Genomic DNA, 16,240 nt, shown 5'->3' with positions numbered 1-16,240 from the left:
CACACTTTTCCTCATCCCGCGCGCCCTTACATTCTGAACAGGCCGAAACGCGTCGGCTCAACCGGCGCATTCAGCGTTGCAGAGAGTGATAGCCCCAGCACTTCACGGCTCTTGCGCGGATCGACAATGCCGTCATCCCAGAGCCTTGCAGATGCATAAAGCGGGTGGCTCTGACGCTCGAACATTTCGAGTGTCGGTCGCTTGAATTCAGTTTCCTCTTCTGCCGACCATGTGCCGCCTGTGCGCTCGATCCCGTCGCGCTTGACGGTTGCCAGCACGCCGGCCGCCTGCTCGCCGCCCATCACCGCAATGCGGCTGTTTGGCCATGTCCACAAAAAGCGTGGCGAATAGGCCCGTCCCGCCATGCCGTAATTGCCTGCGCCATAGGACGCGCCGATCAGCATGGTGATTTTGGGTACATTAGCGGTCGCGACTGCCGTTACGAGCTTGGCACCATTCTTGGCGATGCCCTCGGCTTCGTATTTGCGCCCGACCATGAAGCCCGTGATATTTTGCAGAAAAACCAGCGGAATATTGCGCTGACAGCAAAGCTCGATGAAATGCGTGCCCTTCAATGCGGCCTCAGAAAACAGCACGCCATTATTGGCGATAATGCCGACGGGCATGCCGTAAAGACTTGCAAAGCCACAGACCAGAGTCGTGCCAAAACGCGTCTTGAACTCATCGAACTCCGAGCCATCGACCAGCCGCGCAATCACCTCGCGCACATCATAAGGAATGCGCGTATCGGCTGGCACGATACCGAGCAGCTCTTCCGGGTCATAGAGAGGGGCAGACCCGTCACTCCTTGGGATGAAGCCGCATTTTTCGCTGTTGAGATTGGCCGCAATGGCACGTGCAATCGAAAGCGCATGTGCGTCATCATTGGCGAGATGATCAGCAACGCCAGAAAGCCTTGTATGGACGTCACCGCCGCCAAGGTCTTCCGCACTCACCACTTCGCCGGTTGCAGCTTTGACCAGCGGCGGACCCGCCAGAAAAATAGTGCCCTGATTACGCACGATCACGGTCTCGTCGCTCATGGCCGGCACATAAGCACCGCCCGCCGTGCAGGATCCCATAACCACTGCAACTTGCGGAATACCCGCCGCCGACATTTGCGCCTGATTATAAAAAATGCGTCCGAAATGATCGCGATCCGGAAACACCTCGTCCTGATTGGGTAGGTTCGCACCACCTGAATCAACCAGGTAAATGCAGGGCAGGCGATTTTCGCCTGCAATTTCCTGTGCGCGCAGATGCTTCTTCACCGTGACCGGATAATAGGTGCCGCCCTTCACAGTGGCATCATTGCAGACGATCATGCATTCGCGACCCGATACGCGCCCGATGCCGGTGATAATCCCGCCTGAAGGCGCTGCACCGTCATACATGCCATGACCTGCCGTCAGACCTACCTCCAGAAACGGCGATCCGGGATCAAGCAATTGCGCCACACGATCTCGCGGCAGAAGCTTTCCACGCGCGACATGGCGTTCGCGCGCCTTTTCGCCTCCACCGTCAAGTGCGGTTTGAGAAGCCTTCGCGGCCACATCAATTGCCGCAAGCATTGCCTTGCGATTGGCGTCAAAAACGGCATTGCGGGTTGAGATTTCGGATTTCAGAACCGGCATCAGCGGGTCTCCTGAAACAGTTCCCGTCCAATCAGCATGCGTCGGATTTCCGATGTTCCCGCACCGATTTCATAGAGCTTGGCATCCCGCAAAAGACGTCCGGTTGGATAATCATTGATATAGCCGTTGCCGCCCAGGGCCTGTATCGCCTGCAATGCCATTTGCGTGGCGTTTTCCGCCGCATAAAGGATGCAGCCTGCTGCATCCTTGCGCGATGTCTCGCCCCGGTCACAGCTTGCAGCCACCGCATAAACATAGGCGCGGGAAGCATTGAACAGCACATACATATCGGCGAGCTTTCCCTGCATGAGCTGGAACTCGCCAATCGGCTGATCGAACTGTTTACGCTCATGCACATAAGGCACGACAACATCGAGGCAGGCCGCCATGATGCCAAGCGGCCCACCCGCCAGCACCACGCGCTCATAATCAAGGCCAGACATCAGTACATTGACGCCTTTGCCCTCTGAGCCAAGCAGGTTTTCGGCTGGCACTTCGCAATTCTCAAACACCAGCTCGCAGGTATTGGAGCCGCGCATACCAAGCTTGTCGAGCTTTTGTGCGGTTGAAAAACCCGTAAAGTCTTTTTCGACGAGAAAAGCACTGATCCCGCGTGACCCTGCCGCCGGATCGGTCTTGGCATAGACCACCAGCACATCGGCATCCGGCCCATTGGTGATCCACATTTTATTGCCGTTGAGAATATAATGCTCGCCCTGCTTTTCGGCGCGTAGCTTCATGGAGACCACATCAGAACCGGCTCCGGGTTCCGACATCGCAAGCGCACCCACATGCTCGCCTGAAATGAGCTTCGGCAGATATTTTGCGCGCTGTTCGGGAGAGCCGTTGCGATTGATCTGGTTGACACAGAGATTGGAATGCGCGCCGTAACTCAAGCCGATGGATGCGGAAGCACGGCTGATTTCTTCCATCGCGATGCAATGCGCAAGATAGCCCATGCCCGCGCCGCCGTAATCGTCAGGCGCAGTAATCCCAAGTACACCGAGATCGCCCAGTTCCCGCCAGAGATGCATGGGAAATGCATTGTTGCGGTCAGTCTCAGCAGCAAGCGGCGCAATGCGGCTTTCCGCAAAACGGCGAACCGTATCCCGAAGGGCTTCGATCTCCTCGCCAAGACCGAAGTTCATGCCCGATGCAAACATACTCGTCCTCCACAAGTTCTGCCCGGCTGCTGTTTGTGAAAACAGCTATGTTATGGCCAGAGTGTCCCGTGACGATCAAATAGGCAATGGGTTTACGCAGCGTTCTGTGGCTATTTATTACCCCATAACGAAATTATCTTTCGCATGATTTTAAACGTCAATCCTGTTGAAGATCGGCAATATCCCGATAAAGCTCCAGTGCTTCCGGGTTTGCCAGCGCTTCGCGGTTTTTCACCCCGCGTCCATGAACCAGGTCACGAACCGCTAATTCCGTGATCTTGCCGGATTTGGTGCGGGGAATATCCGTTACCGCCACAATCTTTGCCGGAACGTGACGCGGCGTCGCGCCGATGCGGATTTTCGTCTTGATGCGTGCTTTCAGATCATCATCAAGCGCAATGCCTTCGGCAAGCCGCACGAACAGCACCACACGCACGTCATGGTCCCAATCCTGCCCGATACAAAGCGCTTCGGTGATTTCCGGCATCTGCTCGACCTGATTGTAAATCTCCGCCGTGCCAATGCGCACGCCGCCCGGATTAAGGGTCGCATCCGAACGACCATGGATGATGATGCCATCATGCCCGGTCCATTCGGCAAAATCGCCATGGCACCAGATATTGTCGAAGCGCTCAAAATACGCGGCCAGATATTTCTGGTCGCCCGGGTCATTCCAGAATTGCAGCGGCATGGAGGGGAAAGCCTTGGTACAGACCAGTTCACCCTTTTGTTCACGCACCGGCTTGCCGTCATCGTCCCAGACATCGACCGCCATGCCCAGACCCGCACCTTGGATTTCGCCTTGCCAGACAGGTTCCGTCGGCACGCCCAACACAAAGCAGGAGACGATATCCGTCCCGCCGGAAATGGACGCCAGATGCACGTCTTTTTTTATTCCTTCATAGACGAAAGCGAAGCCCTCCGGCGATAAAGGCGAGCCAGTCGACGAGATCGTGCGCAGAGCAGAAAGATCATGCGCTTCACCCGGCTTCAATCCAGCTTTGGCTACGGCATCGATGAATTTGGCCGAAGTACCGAAATAGGTCATGCCCTCAGCCTGAGCATAGTCAAACAATACATTGCCATCTGGATAGAAGGGCGAGCCGTCGTAGAGCAGCAGCGTTGCACCGGTGGCGATGCCTGACGCCAGCCAGTTCCACATCATCCAGCCGCAGGTGGTGAAATAGAAGAAGCGGTCGCCATCACGGATATCGGCATGAAGCCGAAGCTCCTTCAAGTGCTGTAGCAACACACCGCCTGAGCGGTGCACGATGCATTTTGGAATGCCGGTCGTACCAGAGGAAAACAGGATATAAAGCGGATGATCGAATGGCAGTCGGGTGAATTCGACCGCCTTTGCCGTGAAGGGCGCAAGTGCTGCATCAAGCGTAATGCCATTTGCTGCCTGGCTGGCAACGGCTTCAGCTTCGCCCAGATAGGTCACGATGACAGAGCGTTTTAATCCCGAAAGCTTTGCTGTCACCTCGGCAATCTTGTCGGCCACTTCGATGCGCTTGCCATTGTACCAATAGCCATCACAGGCGAAGAACAGCTTCGGCTCTATCTGACCAAAGCGATCCAGAACACCCTGAGCGCCAAAGTCCGGCGAACAGGATGACCAGACGGCACCAATCGACGAAGCGGCCAGCATAAGGGCCACGGCTTCCGGCATATTGGGCATCATGCCAGCGATGCGATCGCCGGCTCTCACCCCTTCTGCCAGCATGAATTGCTGAAGTTTGGAGACAAGTGCGTGGAGATCATCCCATGTCAGACGGCGCTCGACCTTGTTCTCGCCACGAAAGACGATCGCCTCGCTGTTGCCCTTCTTGCGCAGAAGGTTTTCCGCGAAATTCAGCCTGGCTTGCGGGAAAAACCGGGCCTCCCGCATATGGCCCTCATCAATGAGGGCGATATCACCGCGCTCACCGACGACCTCGCAGAAGTCCCATATGAGAGTCCAGAAGCCGGCGCGGTCTTCCACAGACCAGCGATGCAAACTGTTGTAATCGGCAAATTTCCGCCCTGCCCTCTCCTCTGCCTGCACTCGAAATTGATCGAGCGTGCTTGCCGCGATGCGTTTAGCATCGGGTTGCCACAGCGGATGGATATCGATGGAATTGGCCTCTTTAATCATCATTCCTCCCAGAATCATGCGAAGCTGAAATCCTTCTGTCGGCTAGCTCCACCACGAATTTCTAAAAGAGACTTGCCGCCTCGTCCATGCCTTTACCGAGAAACATATTTTCCTGATGCTACGTCGCCCGCTTAGGGCGCTCAGGCTGAACCCTCTGGAAGGGGCAGCTTCGCCGCTTCATCTTCCCGGTTCACCCACGCATTAATACGGGTCACGAGCCAGCGATTGATCGGATTTTCAAAGAAATGCCAAGCGACGATTGCCGCAAAAAGACTTACCAGAACTCCGCCACCGATCACCAATAGCGCTCCCATTGTGGTCTCGCCCCAATGTTGCGGAAGGGCATTAAAAAACACCAGCCCGATGAGGGGATGCAGTATGAAAATGCCGAAACTGTAACGAGACAGCGTTACCAGAGGACGGAATCGCAGGGGCGTATAGATATTTTGTATGGCGGCCAGATAAAGCACGTAGAGGCAAAAGTAGAGAAAAGCCAAACGCAATGGCCCTTCCAGCGTTGCTGGCTCGCCTGCCCCGGTTGCAGGATGATAAAACAGAAAGATCACCAGACAGGCCGCAAGTGCGACCTTGATAAAGATAGCTGGAACTTTGTGATGGGTCTGCCGTGCAAGCCACATTCCGAAGAGAAACGACGGCAGAGCGCGCAGAATGCCAATATCGGCAAACTGAATGCGGGTTATCGATGATACATTGAGCTTCTGCGCCAGATATTCTCCACCCAGCGCTGCAATGATGATGACAACGAGGATCGCTCCTCCCAGTCGATGACAGAGAATGTCAAAAAGCGGAAAGCACAGATACATCAGAAAGAGGGCGCTCAGCGACCAGCTGACGTAATTATAGGAGAGTGTTCTGCCAAGTCCCCAGTCGTGAATGAGCAGCAATTGCGTGACCCCGTCAGACAGACTCATATTGGGTTCAGCAGTAGGATGGAGAACACCGGCGGCCGTCAGGACAGACAGAAGCGCGAAACAGGTGAAGGTTATTGCGTGCAGCGGATAAATCCGCGCCAGCCGCTTTCCAACAAAACCAATATAATGGCGCCTGCTCCATATATAATTATTCCGGCGCGCAAGAAACAATCCAGAAACGATAAAAAAGACATCGGTAAAATAAGAGAATGTTAATATAAGCTCTTGCAGGTGATCGTTCTTCACCGGAACCCGGAAGGAAAAATGAAAGATTGCGATTCCTAAACATAGAAAAAACCGCAAACCGTCGAATTCAGCAATCCTCTTCATTCAACGTATCACTGACAATTGTTTCAATAAAACTTCAGTAGCAATATTGAGTGAAAAGTCGAGCAAAACTTAATATTAGCCAATGTGAAGCTAAATCAGTTTTGTCTGAATGTTTTCATAAAGCGCGTATCATGGAAAATTTGGTGGAGCCAAGCGGGATCGAACCGCTGACCTCTTGCATGCCATGCAAGCGCTCTCCCAGCTGAGCTATGGCCCCATCAGACCTCTTTCGAGGTGGGCCAGACAGGAATTTCTGTCCGGTGTGGCGGCTTATTAAATGGCTCGTTACAGAAGATCAAGAGCTAAATCGTAACTCTCTTCGTATCTGCCAAAAATAATCTGCCGATTATCCACACAAGTGCTGCCATTCCCACATTTGCAGGCTTGAAACAGCATTGATGTCAGCCGGATTGAAGAATCGGATTCAATAGGTCAGCTTCAATCGGTCAGCATCGATCGACCAGCTCTGGCAAAGCCCGTATCCCGCACGAAAACGCGACAAGGCGGCTCAATGAGCCGCCTTGTGCAATTCGATTAGTGAGCCTTGATCAGACTTCTTCTTCGTCACCGCCGACGCCGCCGCCCAGAATACCGGAAACGTCGTCGTCTTCATCTTCCTCTTCTTCGAGGAATGTGTCGTCATCGTCGTCACCCAGATCGACGTCATCGTCGATTTCCGGCAGATCTTCGCCACCCTTAGCTTCGTCATCCGCATCTTCGAGAGAAACGAATTCCGGCTTTTCGAGTGCTGTATCCAGCTCTTCAGCTTCTTCTTCCTGTTCAGCCGCACGGCTTTCCGCAACGGTCGCTTCAAAATACGACCGTGGGTAGGAAATGCCGCTATAAGGCGAAACAATCGGATCACGATTGAGATCGTAAAACTTCTTGCCCGTTTCAGGATCGATGCGCTTGGTACCAAGTTCAGCTTTTGCCACGTTTAGCCTCGTGAGTTTTTATCCCTGTCGTGCCTGTGGCACTCCACGCCTCTTGTTGTCCCCGTCGCTCCTGCGACGTTTTACGCCGCTTGTTGATCCGGGTCACAAATTCATTCAAACCGCGTCTGCTACGCTTACATGCTTTAAGCTCGCCATCATACTCCAAACCATCACTTGGTGAGGAGAAGGCGTGAAGCGCGCCTTACGGGTGTTGTTCGGTGCATAAACTCAATTTACAGCTTTTGTCAAAGCTAAAGACTCATTCTGCTCCCTTACAATGCCTCAAATCGTGCATTGGCGGATGACCCCGCCCTGTTCCTGTGCTAGGAAGCTGCCGCTTTGATCAATCCCGCGTGAATAACGCCCAAATGAGACAGTGAAAAATCTATGTCCCATTCTGCATCCCCGAAACCAGCAATCGCCCGCCATTCAGAGGCACTCAAGGGCGAAATCCGCATTCCGGGTGACAAATCCATTTCCCACCGCTCCTTCATGTTCGGTGGCCTCGCATCTGGCGAAACCCGCATCACAGGTCTGCTGGAAGGCGAAGACGTCATCAATACAGGCCGTGCCATGCAAGCGATGGGCGCCAATATCCGTAAAGACGGCAATGTCTGGATCATCAATGGCGTCGGCAATGGCTGTCTGCTTCAGCCGGAAGCACCGCTCGATTTCGGCAATGCCGGAACCGGTGCCCGTCTCACCATGGGTCTCGTCGGCACTTATGATATGACGACAACCTTTATCGGTGACGCTTCACTGACCTCACGCCCTATGGGGCGTGTGCTTAATCCTCTGCGTGAAATGGGCGTTCAGGTGAAGGCAGCGGAAGGCGATCGCCTGCCACTGACATTGACCGGCCCAAAGACAGCCAATCCGATCAGCTATCGCGTTCCTATGGCTTCGGCACAGGTTAAGTCGGCTGTTCTGCTTGCCGGTCTCAACACGCCCGGCGTTACAACCGTCATTGAACCCGTGATGACGCGCGATCACACTGAAAAGATGTTGCAGGGCTTCGGTGCCGACCTCACGGTTGAAACCGACAAGGACGGCGTGCGCCATATCCGCATAACCGGACACGGCAAGCTTACCGGCCAGACCATCGACGTGCCGGGCGATCCGTCCTCAACAGCCTTCCCGCTCGTTGCGGCTCTGCTTGTCGAAGGGTCAGATGTCACCATCCGCAACGTGCTGATGAACCCGACCCGTACCGGCCTTATTCTCACCTTGCAGGAAATGGGTGCTGACATTGAAATCATCGATCCGCGTCTTGCGGGCGGTGAAGATGTTGCCGATCTGCGCGTGAAATCGTCGAAGCTCAAGGGCGTCACCGTTCCTCCGGAACGTGCGCCTTCGATGATCGATGAATATCCGGTTCTGGCGATTGCCGCTTCTTTTGCTGAAGGCGAAACCGTCATGGACGGTCTCGATGAGTTGCGCGTGAAAGAATCAGATCGTCTTGCAGCAGTCGCCCGCGGCCTTGAAGCCAATGGCGTCAATTGCACTGAAGGCGAAATGTCCCTGACAGTTCGCGGTCGTCCAGACGGCAAGGGCCTAGGCGGCGGCACCGTTGCCACACATCTCGATCACCGCATCGCGATGAGCTTCCTCGTCATGGGACTGGCTTCTGAAAAGCCGGTCACAGTCGATGACAGCGCGATGATTGCAACCTCGTTCCCCGAATTCATGACCATGATGCCGGGCCTTGGTGCGAAGATCGAAGTAAGCGACGCACAATGAAAAGCTTCGTCGTAGCCATCGACGGACCAGCAGCTTCGGGCAAGGGAACCCTTGCCCGGCGTATTGCCATTCATTACGGCATTCCTCATCTCGATACCGGGTTGACCTATCGTGCAGTTGCGAAAGCGCTGCTGGATCAGGGGTTGCCGCTCGATAATGAAGCGGTTGCTGCAGAAGTAGCGCTTCATCTTGATCTACACGGGATGGACAAAAATGTGCTTTCTGCTCACCACATCGGCGAGGCAGCCTCAAAAGTAGCGGTGATGCCTGCTGTACGGCGCGCACTTGTTGAAGCACAGCGCAATTTCGCAGCCGCATTGCCGTCAAGCGTGCTCGACGGGCGTGATATCGGGACGGTCGTCTGCCCGGACGCTGAGATCAAGCTCTTTGTGACAGCTTCACCGGAAGTACGTGCGCAACGCCGCTTTGACGAGATTGTAGCAAAGGGCGGCACAGCCGATTTCGATGAAATTCTGGCTGATCTCAGGAAACGTGATGAGCGCGACATGAATCGCACGGACTCGCCACTGCGACCTGCAGAAGACGCGCACTTGCTAGATACGAGCGAAATGAGTATAGAAGCGGCATTTCTGGCGGCAAAAAAGCTGATCGATCACGCTTTCGCGCAACACAAGGCATAATGTCGGGATAGTCGCGAGACTTTCTGGTATGATTATGTCTTAGAAATGCTGGATTATTCGGGGTTTGTTCCTATATAGGTCTCACCCATCTTTATAACCTGACTTCGCGTTCCACGCGCCGGTTGTCCCAAAGGGACGGAGCCGAAGGACAGGCCTAACGCAACTCTAACCCCCGGCGCCGCATCCGATGTTGTTTCATACCGGATGCATCAGGAGTATTTATGTCTGAATTCAATCCCTCTCTCGCAGACTTCGAGTCGTTGCTGGCCGAATCCTTTGCGAACAATGACCTTGCAGAAGGTTATGTTGTAAAGGGTCGCATCGTTGCCATCGAAAAAGACATGGCAATCATTGATGCTGGCCTCAAGGTCGAAGGTCGCGTACCGCTGAAGGAATTCGGCGCGAAGGGCAAAGACGGCTCGATGAAGCCGGGCGACGAAGTTGAAGTTTACGTTGAGCGCATCGAAAATGCACTCGGCGAAGCTGTTCTGTCGCGCGAAAAAGCACGTCGTGAAGAAAGCTGGGGCAAGCTCGAGCAGAAGTTCGCCAATGGCGAACGCGTCGACGGCGTCATCTTCAATCAGGTCAAGGGTGGTTTCACCGTCGATCTGGACGGCGCAGTTGCATTCCTTCCACGTTCGCAGGTCGACATTCGTCCGATCCGCGACGTTACCCCGCTTATGCACGTCCCACAGCCTTTCGAAATCCTCAAGATGGACAAGCGTCGCGGCAACATCGTTGTCTCGCGTCGTACCGTTCTTGAAGAAAGCCGTGCGGAACAGCGTTCGGAAATCGTTCAGAACCTTGAAGAAGGTCAGGTTGTTGAAGGCGTTGTCAAGAACATCACCGATTACGGTGCGTTCGTTGATCTCGGCGGCATCGACGGCCTCCTGCACGTTACCGACATGGCATGGCGCCGCGTCAACCATCCTTCGGAAATCCTCACCATCGGCCAGACCGTTAAGGTGCAGATCATCCGTATCAACCAGGAAACTCATCGTATCTCGCTCGGCATGAAGCAGCTCGAGAGCGATCCTTGGGATGGCATCGGCGCGAAGTACCCGATCGGCAAAAAGATCACCGGTACCGTTACGAACATCACCGACTACGGTGCATTTGTCGAAATCGAGCCAGGCATCGAAGGCCTGATCCACGTTTCGGAAATGTCGTGGACCAAGAAGAATGTCCATCCGGGCAAGATTCTTTCGACCACTCAGGAAGTCGAAGTCGTTGTGCTCGAAGTTGATCCGGTCAAGCGCCGCATCTCCCTCGGTCTCAAGCAGACCCTCGACAACCCATGGACCACGTTCGCTCAGAAGTACCCACAGGGCACAATCGTTGAAGGCGAAGTCAAGAACAAGACCGAATTCGGCCTGTTCATTGGTCTCGACGGCGACGTTGACGGCATGGTTCACCTTTCCGATCTCGACTGGAACCGTCCAGGCGAACAGGTCATCGAAGAGTACAACAAGGGCGAAGTTGTTAAGGCCGTTGTTCTCGATGTTGACATCGAAAAGGAACGCATCTCGCTCGGCATCAAGCAGCTTTCCGGCGACAAGGTCGGCGAAGCAGCAGCTTCGGGTGAACTGCGCAAAAACGCCGTTGTAACCTGTGAAGTCACAGCAGTTACCGATGGTGGCCTTGAAGTTCGTCTGGTCGATCACGACCTCGACAGCTTCATCAAGCGCTCGGATCTGTCCCGTGACCGTGACGAACAGCGTACAGAACGCTTCTCGGTTGGTCAGAAGGTTGACGCTCGCGTCATCGCCTTCGACAAGAAGACCCGCAAGCTGCAGGTCTCGATCAAGGCTCTTGAAATCGCTGAAGAAAAAGAAGCAGTTGCTCAGTACGGTTCGTCCGACTCAGGCGCTTCGCTCGGTGACATTCTTGCTGCAGCCATGAAGAAGTCGGAAAACAACTAAGTTTTTCGTCCCTTCGACCAAACATGAGAAAGCCCGCCATCTGGCGGGCTTTTTCTTTGGTCAGAACAGAAAACCTATAAGAGCTTCGGTGCCTGAACTTATCTCAGAGCGCGTTCCGCACTGTTTCGGGACCGTTGTGGAGATTGTAACGCTTACACCACACCAAGCAGATGGATCAGCCCAAGGCTGATTGCGCCCAATACCAGCAGCGACAGAATGGCGGTAAGTGTTACACGCCCCCCCGCTGAGGCTACAGAGCGCACATCGACACCCAGTCCAAGGGCGGCCATGGAAATGATCGTCAGGGTCGTAGACGTGAATTGAATGCCTGGCAAAATCGTGTTCGGGATCAGGTGCAGTGAGCGCAGCGCCATCATGCCGAGAAAGCCGATGATGAACCAAGGCACAAGTTGCAGGAAGCCGGGCTTCACTTCTGCATCCTTGTTACCGGCCAGAACTGACAGCGTCAGAATGACTGGGCCGAGCATCAGAACACGCACCAGCTTGACCAATGTTCCAAGCTGCACGCTAATGCTGGCAATCGGGGCGGTGGCCGCGAGAACCTGCGGTACAGCATAAACCGTCAAGCCTGCAAGAATACCATATTGTGTATGCGACAGGCCCAGCAACGGCACCAACAGGGGCAGGAGCAATACCACGACAACGCCAAGAATAGCCGTAAAGGCAATTGAGGCGGCCACGTCTTCACTGTCCGCTCCAATGACTGGTGCTGTGGCCGCAATGGCCGAATTACCGCAGATGGAATTGCCACAAGCCACCAGAACAGCCATGCGATGAGGCAATTTAAGCAAGCGCCCGATGCCATAGCTGAATGTAATTGCCATCACCACCACGCTTGCAATACCAAGTATCAAACCCGGTCCGGCATCAATCACAGCACTTGCGCTGATGGAAGCCCCCAGAAGCACAACAGCAATCTCCAGCAGCATTTTGGCTGAAAAGCTTATGCCTTTGGCAAATTGTTTGCCGGGGCGAAAAATCGTTCTGACAGCCGTTCCGATCAGGATCGCAAGAACCAGCGCTTCGAGCCACGCTTTGCCTGTATAGTGCTCTTCAACCTTTTCAAGCCCGACAGCCAGTGCCGAGACGGCGAGGCTGAGCGCAAGACCGGGGAGAATGTTCTTGAATTTATTCGAGGTTACGGCTGTCATCTGGATTAGCATTCAATTCTTGAGAAATATTTTCCAATCAGATGCCGCATTTCTTCTGTTCATTCCATCGCATAATATGTCACAATTCATTCGATAAAATCGAACGATTGAAGCTATGACACTGGAACAATTACGTATTTTCATCGAAGTGGCTGAGCGTGAACACCTCACGCGTGCGTCCGAAGCGCTTCATCTCACGCCATCAGCGGTGAGTTCAGCGATCCGCACGCTGGAAGAACGCTATGGCGCGATGCTTTTCAATCGCATTGGAAGGCGAATTGAGCTGACGGGCGATGGGCGCATGTTTCTGGATGAAGCCCGCGCAACATTGGCCCGAGCACAATCGGCGGAGCGTATGCTTTCGGAACTCGGTGGCGGCAAACGCGGCACTCTTGCCATACATGCGAGCCAAACCATCGCCAGCTACTGGCTGCCACCCTATCTGGCACAGTTTCATGCCACATATCCCATGATCGATGTGCGTCTGACGCTTGGCAACACGGAAAGTGTGACCGAGGCGACTGAGGCGGGGCTTGCTGATATCGGGCTCGTAGAAGGCGCAGTGCAGGCCCCTGCTCTTTCGCTGCGCAAAGTTGCCACCGATCAGCTGATCGTCGTTACACGACCGGATCACGACTGGTGCGATGCCGGTAAGCTCACATGGGACACACTGTTTCATGGAAAGTGGATATTGCGCGAACATGGCTCAGGCACCCGCAGCGTATTCGAGGATGCAATGCGTGTCGCAGGCTACAATCCTGCACGTCTTAACATCGCACTGGAACTGCCATCCAACGAGGCTATCTGCTCTGCCGTATTGTCTGGCAACTATGTCACCGCAATTTCTGAACTGGTGGCAGCGCCACATCTTGCCGCGGGCACACTGGTAAAAGCCAACTTCGTGCTGCCACAGAGACAGTTTCTCATGCTTTCGCACAATGATCGCTATCAGACCAAGGCACTCAAATCTTTCGCCGACATGCTGATGAGAGAACCAGACATGTCGCGCACAGAACAACTCCCCGACCGATAAGCGCTGTAGGCTTCCAGCACGGGGATGTCCCCGCACATCTCTCGACCCATTATGCGGATCGGGACTGATCCGCACGGTCGATCTGGAGGAGGTAGACATGAGCAGGAACAGAGGCGTTGTTTATATGCGCCCGGGTAAAGTCGAAGTTCGTGACATTGATGATCCTGTGCTGAGCGGTCCGGATGGGCGCAAGCTGGACCACGCCGTCATCCTGAAAGTCATCACAACCAATATTTGCGGTTCCGACCAGCACATGGTTCGCGGCCGTACAACTGCCATGCCGGGCCTTGTTCTTGGCCATGAGATTACCGGCGAAGTAATCGAAAAAGGCAGCGATGTTGAAATGCTCGAAGTGGGCGATATCGTTTCCGTACCCTTCAACGTTGCTTGCGGACGCTGCCGTTGCTGTAAATCGCAGGACACCGGCGTCTGCCTCACCGTCAACCCATCGCGCGCTGGCGGCGCTTATGGCTACGTTGATATGGGAGGCTGGATTGGCGGACAGGCGCGCTATGTCATGGTGCCTTATGCCGATTTCAACCTGCTGAAATTCCCGGATCGTGAACAGGCTATCGAAAAAATCCGTGACCTGACCATGCTTTCCGACATTCTGCCCACCGGTTTCCATGGGGCCGTAAAGGCCGGTGTTGGGGTTGGTTCGATTGTCTATGTCGCTGGCGCCGGTCCCGTTGGATTGGCTGCGGCTGCTTCCGCTCGCATCTTGGGTGCCGCAGTCGTCATGGTCGGCGACTTCAACAAGGAGCGGCTGGAGCACGCACGCAAAGTAGGATTCGAACCGATTGATCTTTCTGCGAGTGACCGCCTCGGCGATATGATTGCCGAAGTAACTGGCAGCAATGAAGTCGACAGCGCCATTGATGCCGTGGGCTTTGAAGCGCGTGGTCACAGCGGTGGCGAACAACCGGCAATCGTGCTCAACCAGATGATGGAGATTACCCGCCCGGCAGGCTCCATCGGTATTCCCGGTCTTTACGTGACAGATGATCCGGGCGCGGTTGATAGTGCCGCCAAGCAGGGAAACCTTTCGCTACGATTTGGTCTTGGCTGGGCAAAAGCACAATCTTTCCATACGGGCCAGACGCCGGTGGTCAAATATAACCGCCAGCTGATGCAAGCCATTCTGCATGGGCGCCTGAACATTGCCGAAATCGTCAATGCGCAGGTGATTTCGCTGGATGACGCGCCGCAGGGCTATGAAAGCTTTGATCAGGGTGTGGCGAAGAAATTCGTTCTCGACCCGCACGGGATGCTGACAAAGGCCGCTTAAAATACTGATGCCGGGAGTTTTGGCTCCCGGCAATCAACGTTAGCGAATTGATTTTACCAGTTCAGGCTGGGTGAAGCAGGTCGGGGCCATTCCATTCCTGGATTGCCACAGACCGATTGAGCGGCGGGTTTTAAAGCCGGGCAGGCCATCGGCCTTGCCAACATCATAGCCCTGTGCCTGCATGCGCTTCTGCATGGCCTGAATGTCGGAGCGATACATGGTGCCGACATTGCCCCATTGGGTCTGGAAATCACCAGCGCCGTATGCGATGCGATCGCCGACATGGCCGATGAAGAGCGCATAGAGATCGCTCATATTATAATCTTTGATGACGTAGAAATTCGGCGTCACGATAAAGGCCGGGCCATAACGACCAGCGGGCATGAGCAGAAAGCCCTCACCCTTAAGTTCATTGGCCGGAAATGCCTTGCCGTTGGCGCGGCTGATGCCCAGTTTTGCCCAGTCGGCAAATGTCTTGCCCTGATCAGGACCTTCCAGCGAGCAGGAAATATTCTGAGGTACATTGACCTCATAACCCCAGTCGCGCCCGCTCTGCCAGCCATGAATTTTGAGATAATTGGCGATAGATGCCAGTGTATCCGGCACCGAGTTCCAGATATCACGCTTGCCATCGCCATCGAAATCGACTGCATGTTTGAGATAGGATGTCGGCATGAATTGCGGCTGGCCGAGCGCACCGGCCCACGAGCTTTTCATGGAACCATTCGCAATATAACCGCGTGAGGTGATCTCAAGTGCTGCGATCAGCTCCTTGCGGAACATGTCCTTGCGCGTTGCCATAAAAGCTTTGGTGCCAAGCACTTCAAACGCATTATAAGGAATCTTGACCGTGCCAAAGCCGGATTCGCGGCCCCAAATCGCAACGACAATACGGCCCGGCACACCATATTGCTGCTCGATTCTTTTCAGCAGACTTGCATTCTGGCCAAGTCTGGCCTTGCCGCCACTGGTCACAGAACCAAGCGTTTTGGCATTGAAATATTTGCCTGGAGCACCGAATTCAGCCTGTTTTTGTTCTTTGGGTGTCGTCGGCTTTTCGCCAGGAATAACCAGATCAGGCAGTTTCCAGTTGATGGTAACACCCGCAAAAGCCTGCTCGAAAACAGCACGGGAAACGCCTGCAGCTTTGGCTTCCGGCCAGAGGTCTTTTTCGATCCAGTTGCGATACTGGCTTTCAACTTGCGCTTTGGAAGGAGCTGCTATCGCTGGATTAATGGTAAGCACTGCGAACAAGCCGAGAGCGAGTTTCAAGCTTGATTTCCACTTGCCTGCCATCATGCCTGTTCTCCAAT

12 protein-coding genes and 1 tRNA gene are annotated in these 16,240 nt (G+C 54.4%); 5 read left to right on the top strand and 8 right to left on the bottom strand.

The window, feature by feature from the left end; translation table 11 throughout:
* Positions 1-26: 26 nt before the first annotated feature.
* The 6 genes from CEV32_RS18880 to CEV32_RS18855 all read right to left on the bottom strand — a co-directional run bounded on the left by CEV32_RS18880 (position 27) and on the right by CEV32_RS18855 (position 7,131).
* Positions 27-1,634, bottom strand: coding sequence for a carboxyl transferase domain-containing protein (locus tag CEV32_RS18880; protein WP_094578652.1), 1,608 nt, complete (start codon positions 1,632-1,634; stop codon positions 27-29).
* The gene (locus CEV32_RS18875; protein WP_208620883.1) at positions 1,634-2,782 is read right to left on the bottom strand and encodes an isovaleryl-CoA dehydrogenase; all 1,149 of its coding nucleotides are present in this window, start codon (positions 2,780-2,782) and stop codon (positions 1,634-1,636) included. The genes CEV32_RS18880 and CEV32_RS18875 overlap by 1 nt, the downstream gene beginning before the upstream one ends.
* Before the next feature lie 172 nt (positions 2,783-2,954).
* Complete coding sequence (locus CEV32_RS18870) at positions 2,955-4,937, bottom strand: acetoacetate--CoA ligase (RefSeq protein ID WP_374882787.1); 1,983 nt, start codon at positions 4,935-4,937, stop codon at positions 2,955-2,957.
* A 137-nt stretch (positions 4,938-5,074) separates the two neighbouring features.
* Positions 5,075-6,196: an acyltransferase family protein gene (locus CEV32_RS18865; RefSeq protein ID WP_094578649.1), complete on the bottom strand. Its 1,122-nt coding sequence runs from the start codon at positions 6,194-6,196 to the stop codon at positions 5,075-5,077.
* Between the two features lie 141 nt (positions 6,197-6,337).
* Positions 6,338-6,413 (bottom strand) — tRNA-Ala (locus CEV32_RS18860).
* Between the two features lie 331 nt (positions 6,414-6,744).
* Positions 6,745-7,131, bottom strand: a complete 387-nt coding sequence (locus tag CEV32_RS18855) for a TIGR02300 family protein (protein WP_094578648.1) — start codon at positions 7,129-7,131, stop codon at positions 6,745-6,747.
* 387 nt (positions 7,132-7,518) lie between these two features.
* Here CEV32_RS18855 and aroA point away from each other — a divergent pair, with 387 nt between their 5' ends.
* The 3 genes from aroA (at position 7,519) to rpsA (ending at position 11,434) form a co-directional block, all read left to right on the top strand.
* Complete coding sequence (gene aroA / locus CEV32_RS18850) at positions 7,519-8,871, top strand: 3-phosphoshikimate 1-carboxyvinyltransferase (protein ID WP_094578647.1); 1,353 nt, start codon at positions 7,519-7,521, stop codon at positions 8,869-8,871.
* On the top strand, positions 8,868-9,512 hold the full coding sequence (cmk, locus tag CEV32_RS18845; protein ID WP_094578646.1) for a (d)CMP kinase: 645 nt from the start codon (positions 8,868-8,870) through the stop codon (positions 9,510-9,512). Before aroA ends, cmk begins: the two co-directional genes overlap by 4 nt.
* Before the next feature lie 221 nt (positions 9,513-9,733).
* Complete coding sequence (gene rpsA, locus CEV32_RS18840) at positions 9,734-11,434, top strand: 30S ribosomal protein S1 (protein ID WP_094578645.1); 1,701 nt, start codon at positions 9,734-9,736, stop codon at positions 11,432-11,434.
* Positions 11,435-11,586: 152 nt separating this feature from the next.
* Here rpsA and CEV32_RS18835 read toward each other — a convergent pair whose 3' ends face one another.
* A complete protein-coding gene (locus tag CEV32_RS18835; protein ID WP_094578644.1) occupies positions 11,587-12,606 on the bottom strand; it encodes a YeiH family protein in 1,020 nt (339 codons plus the stop codon).
* A gap of 115 nt (positions 12,607-12,721) precedes the next feature.
* Between CEV32_RS18835 and CEV32_RS18830 the strand changes: the two genes are divergently transcribed.
* Both CEV32_RS18830 and fdhA read left to right on the top strand, forming a co-directional pair.
* Positions 12,722-13,639, top strand: a complete 918-nt coding sequence (locus tag CEV32_RS18830; protein ID WP_094578643.1) for a LysR family transcriptional regulator — start codon at positions 12,722-12,724, stop codon at positions 13,637-13,639.
* Between the two features lie 97 nt (positions 13,640-13,736).
* Positions 13,737-14,927 carry a formaldehyde dehydrogenase, glutathione-independent gene (gene fdhA, locus CEV32_RS18825; protein ID WP_094578642.1) on the top strand — a complete coding sequence of 397 codons (1,191 nt, stop codon included), beginning with the start codon at positions 13,737-13,739 and terminating at the stop codon, positions 14,925-14,927.
* Between the two features lie 39 nt (positions 14,928-14,966).
* Here the strand turns inward: fdhA and CEV32_RS18820 are convergent, their stop codons facing one another.
* Positions 14,967-16,226 carry a lytic murein transglycosylase gene (locus CEV32_RS18820; protein WP_094578641.1) on the bottom strand — a complete coding sequence of 420 codons (1,260 nt, stop codon included), beginning with the start codon at positions 16,224-16,226 and terminating at the stop codon, positions 14,967-14,969.
* Positions 16,227-16,240: the final 14 nt, after the last annotated feature.

This window comes from Brucella rhizosphaerae (assembly GCF_002252475.1).
In the GTDB taxonomy this organism is placed as follows: domain Bacteria; phylum Pseudomonadota; class Alphaproteobacteria; order Rhizobiales; family Rhizobiaceae; genus Brucella; species Brucella rhizosphaerae.
The sequence above is the reverse complement of the archived record's forward strand: the minus strand, read 5'-3'. Positions and strand labels throughout refer to the sequence as shown.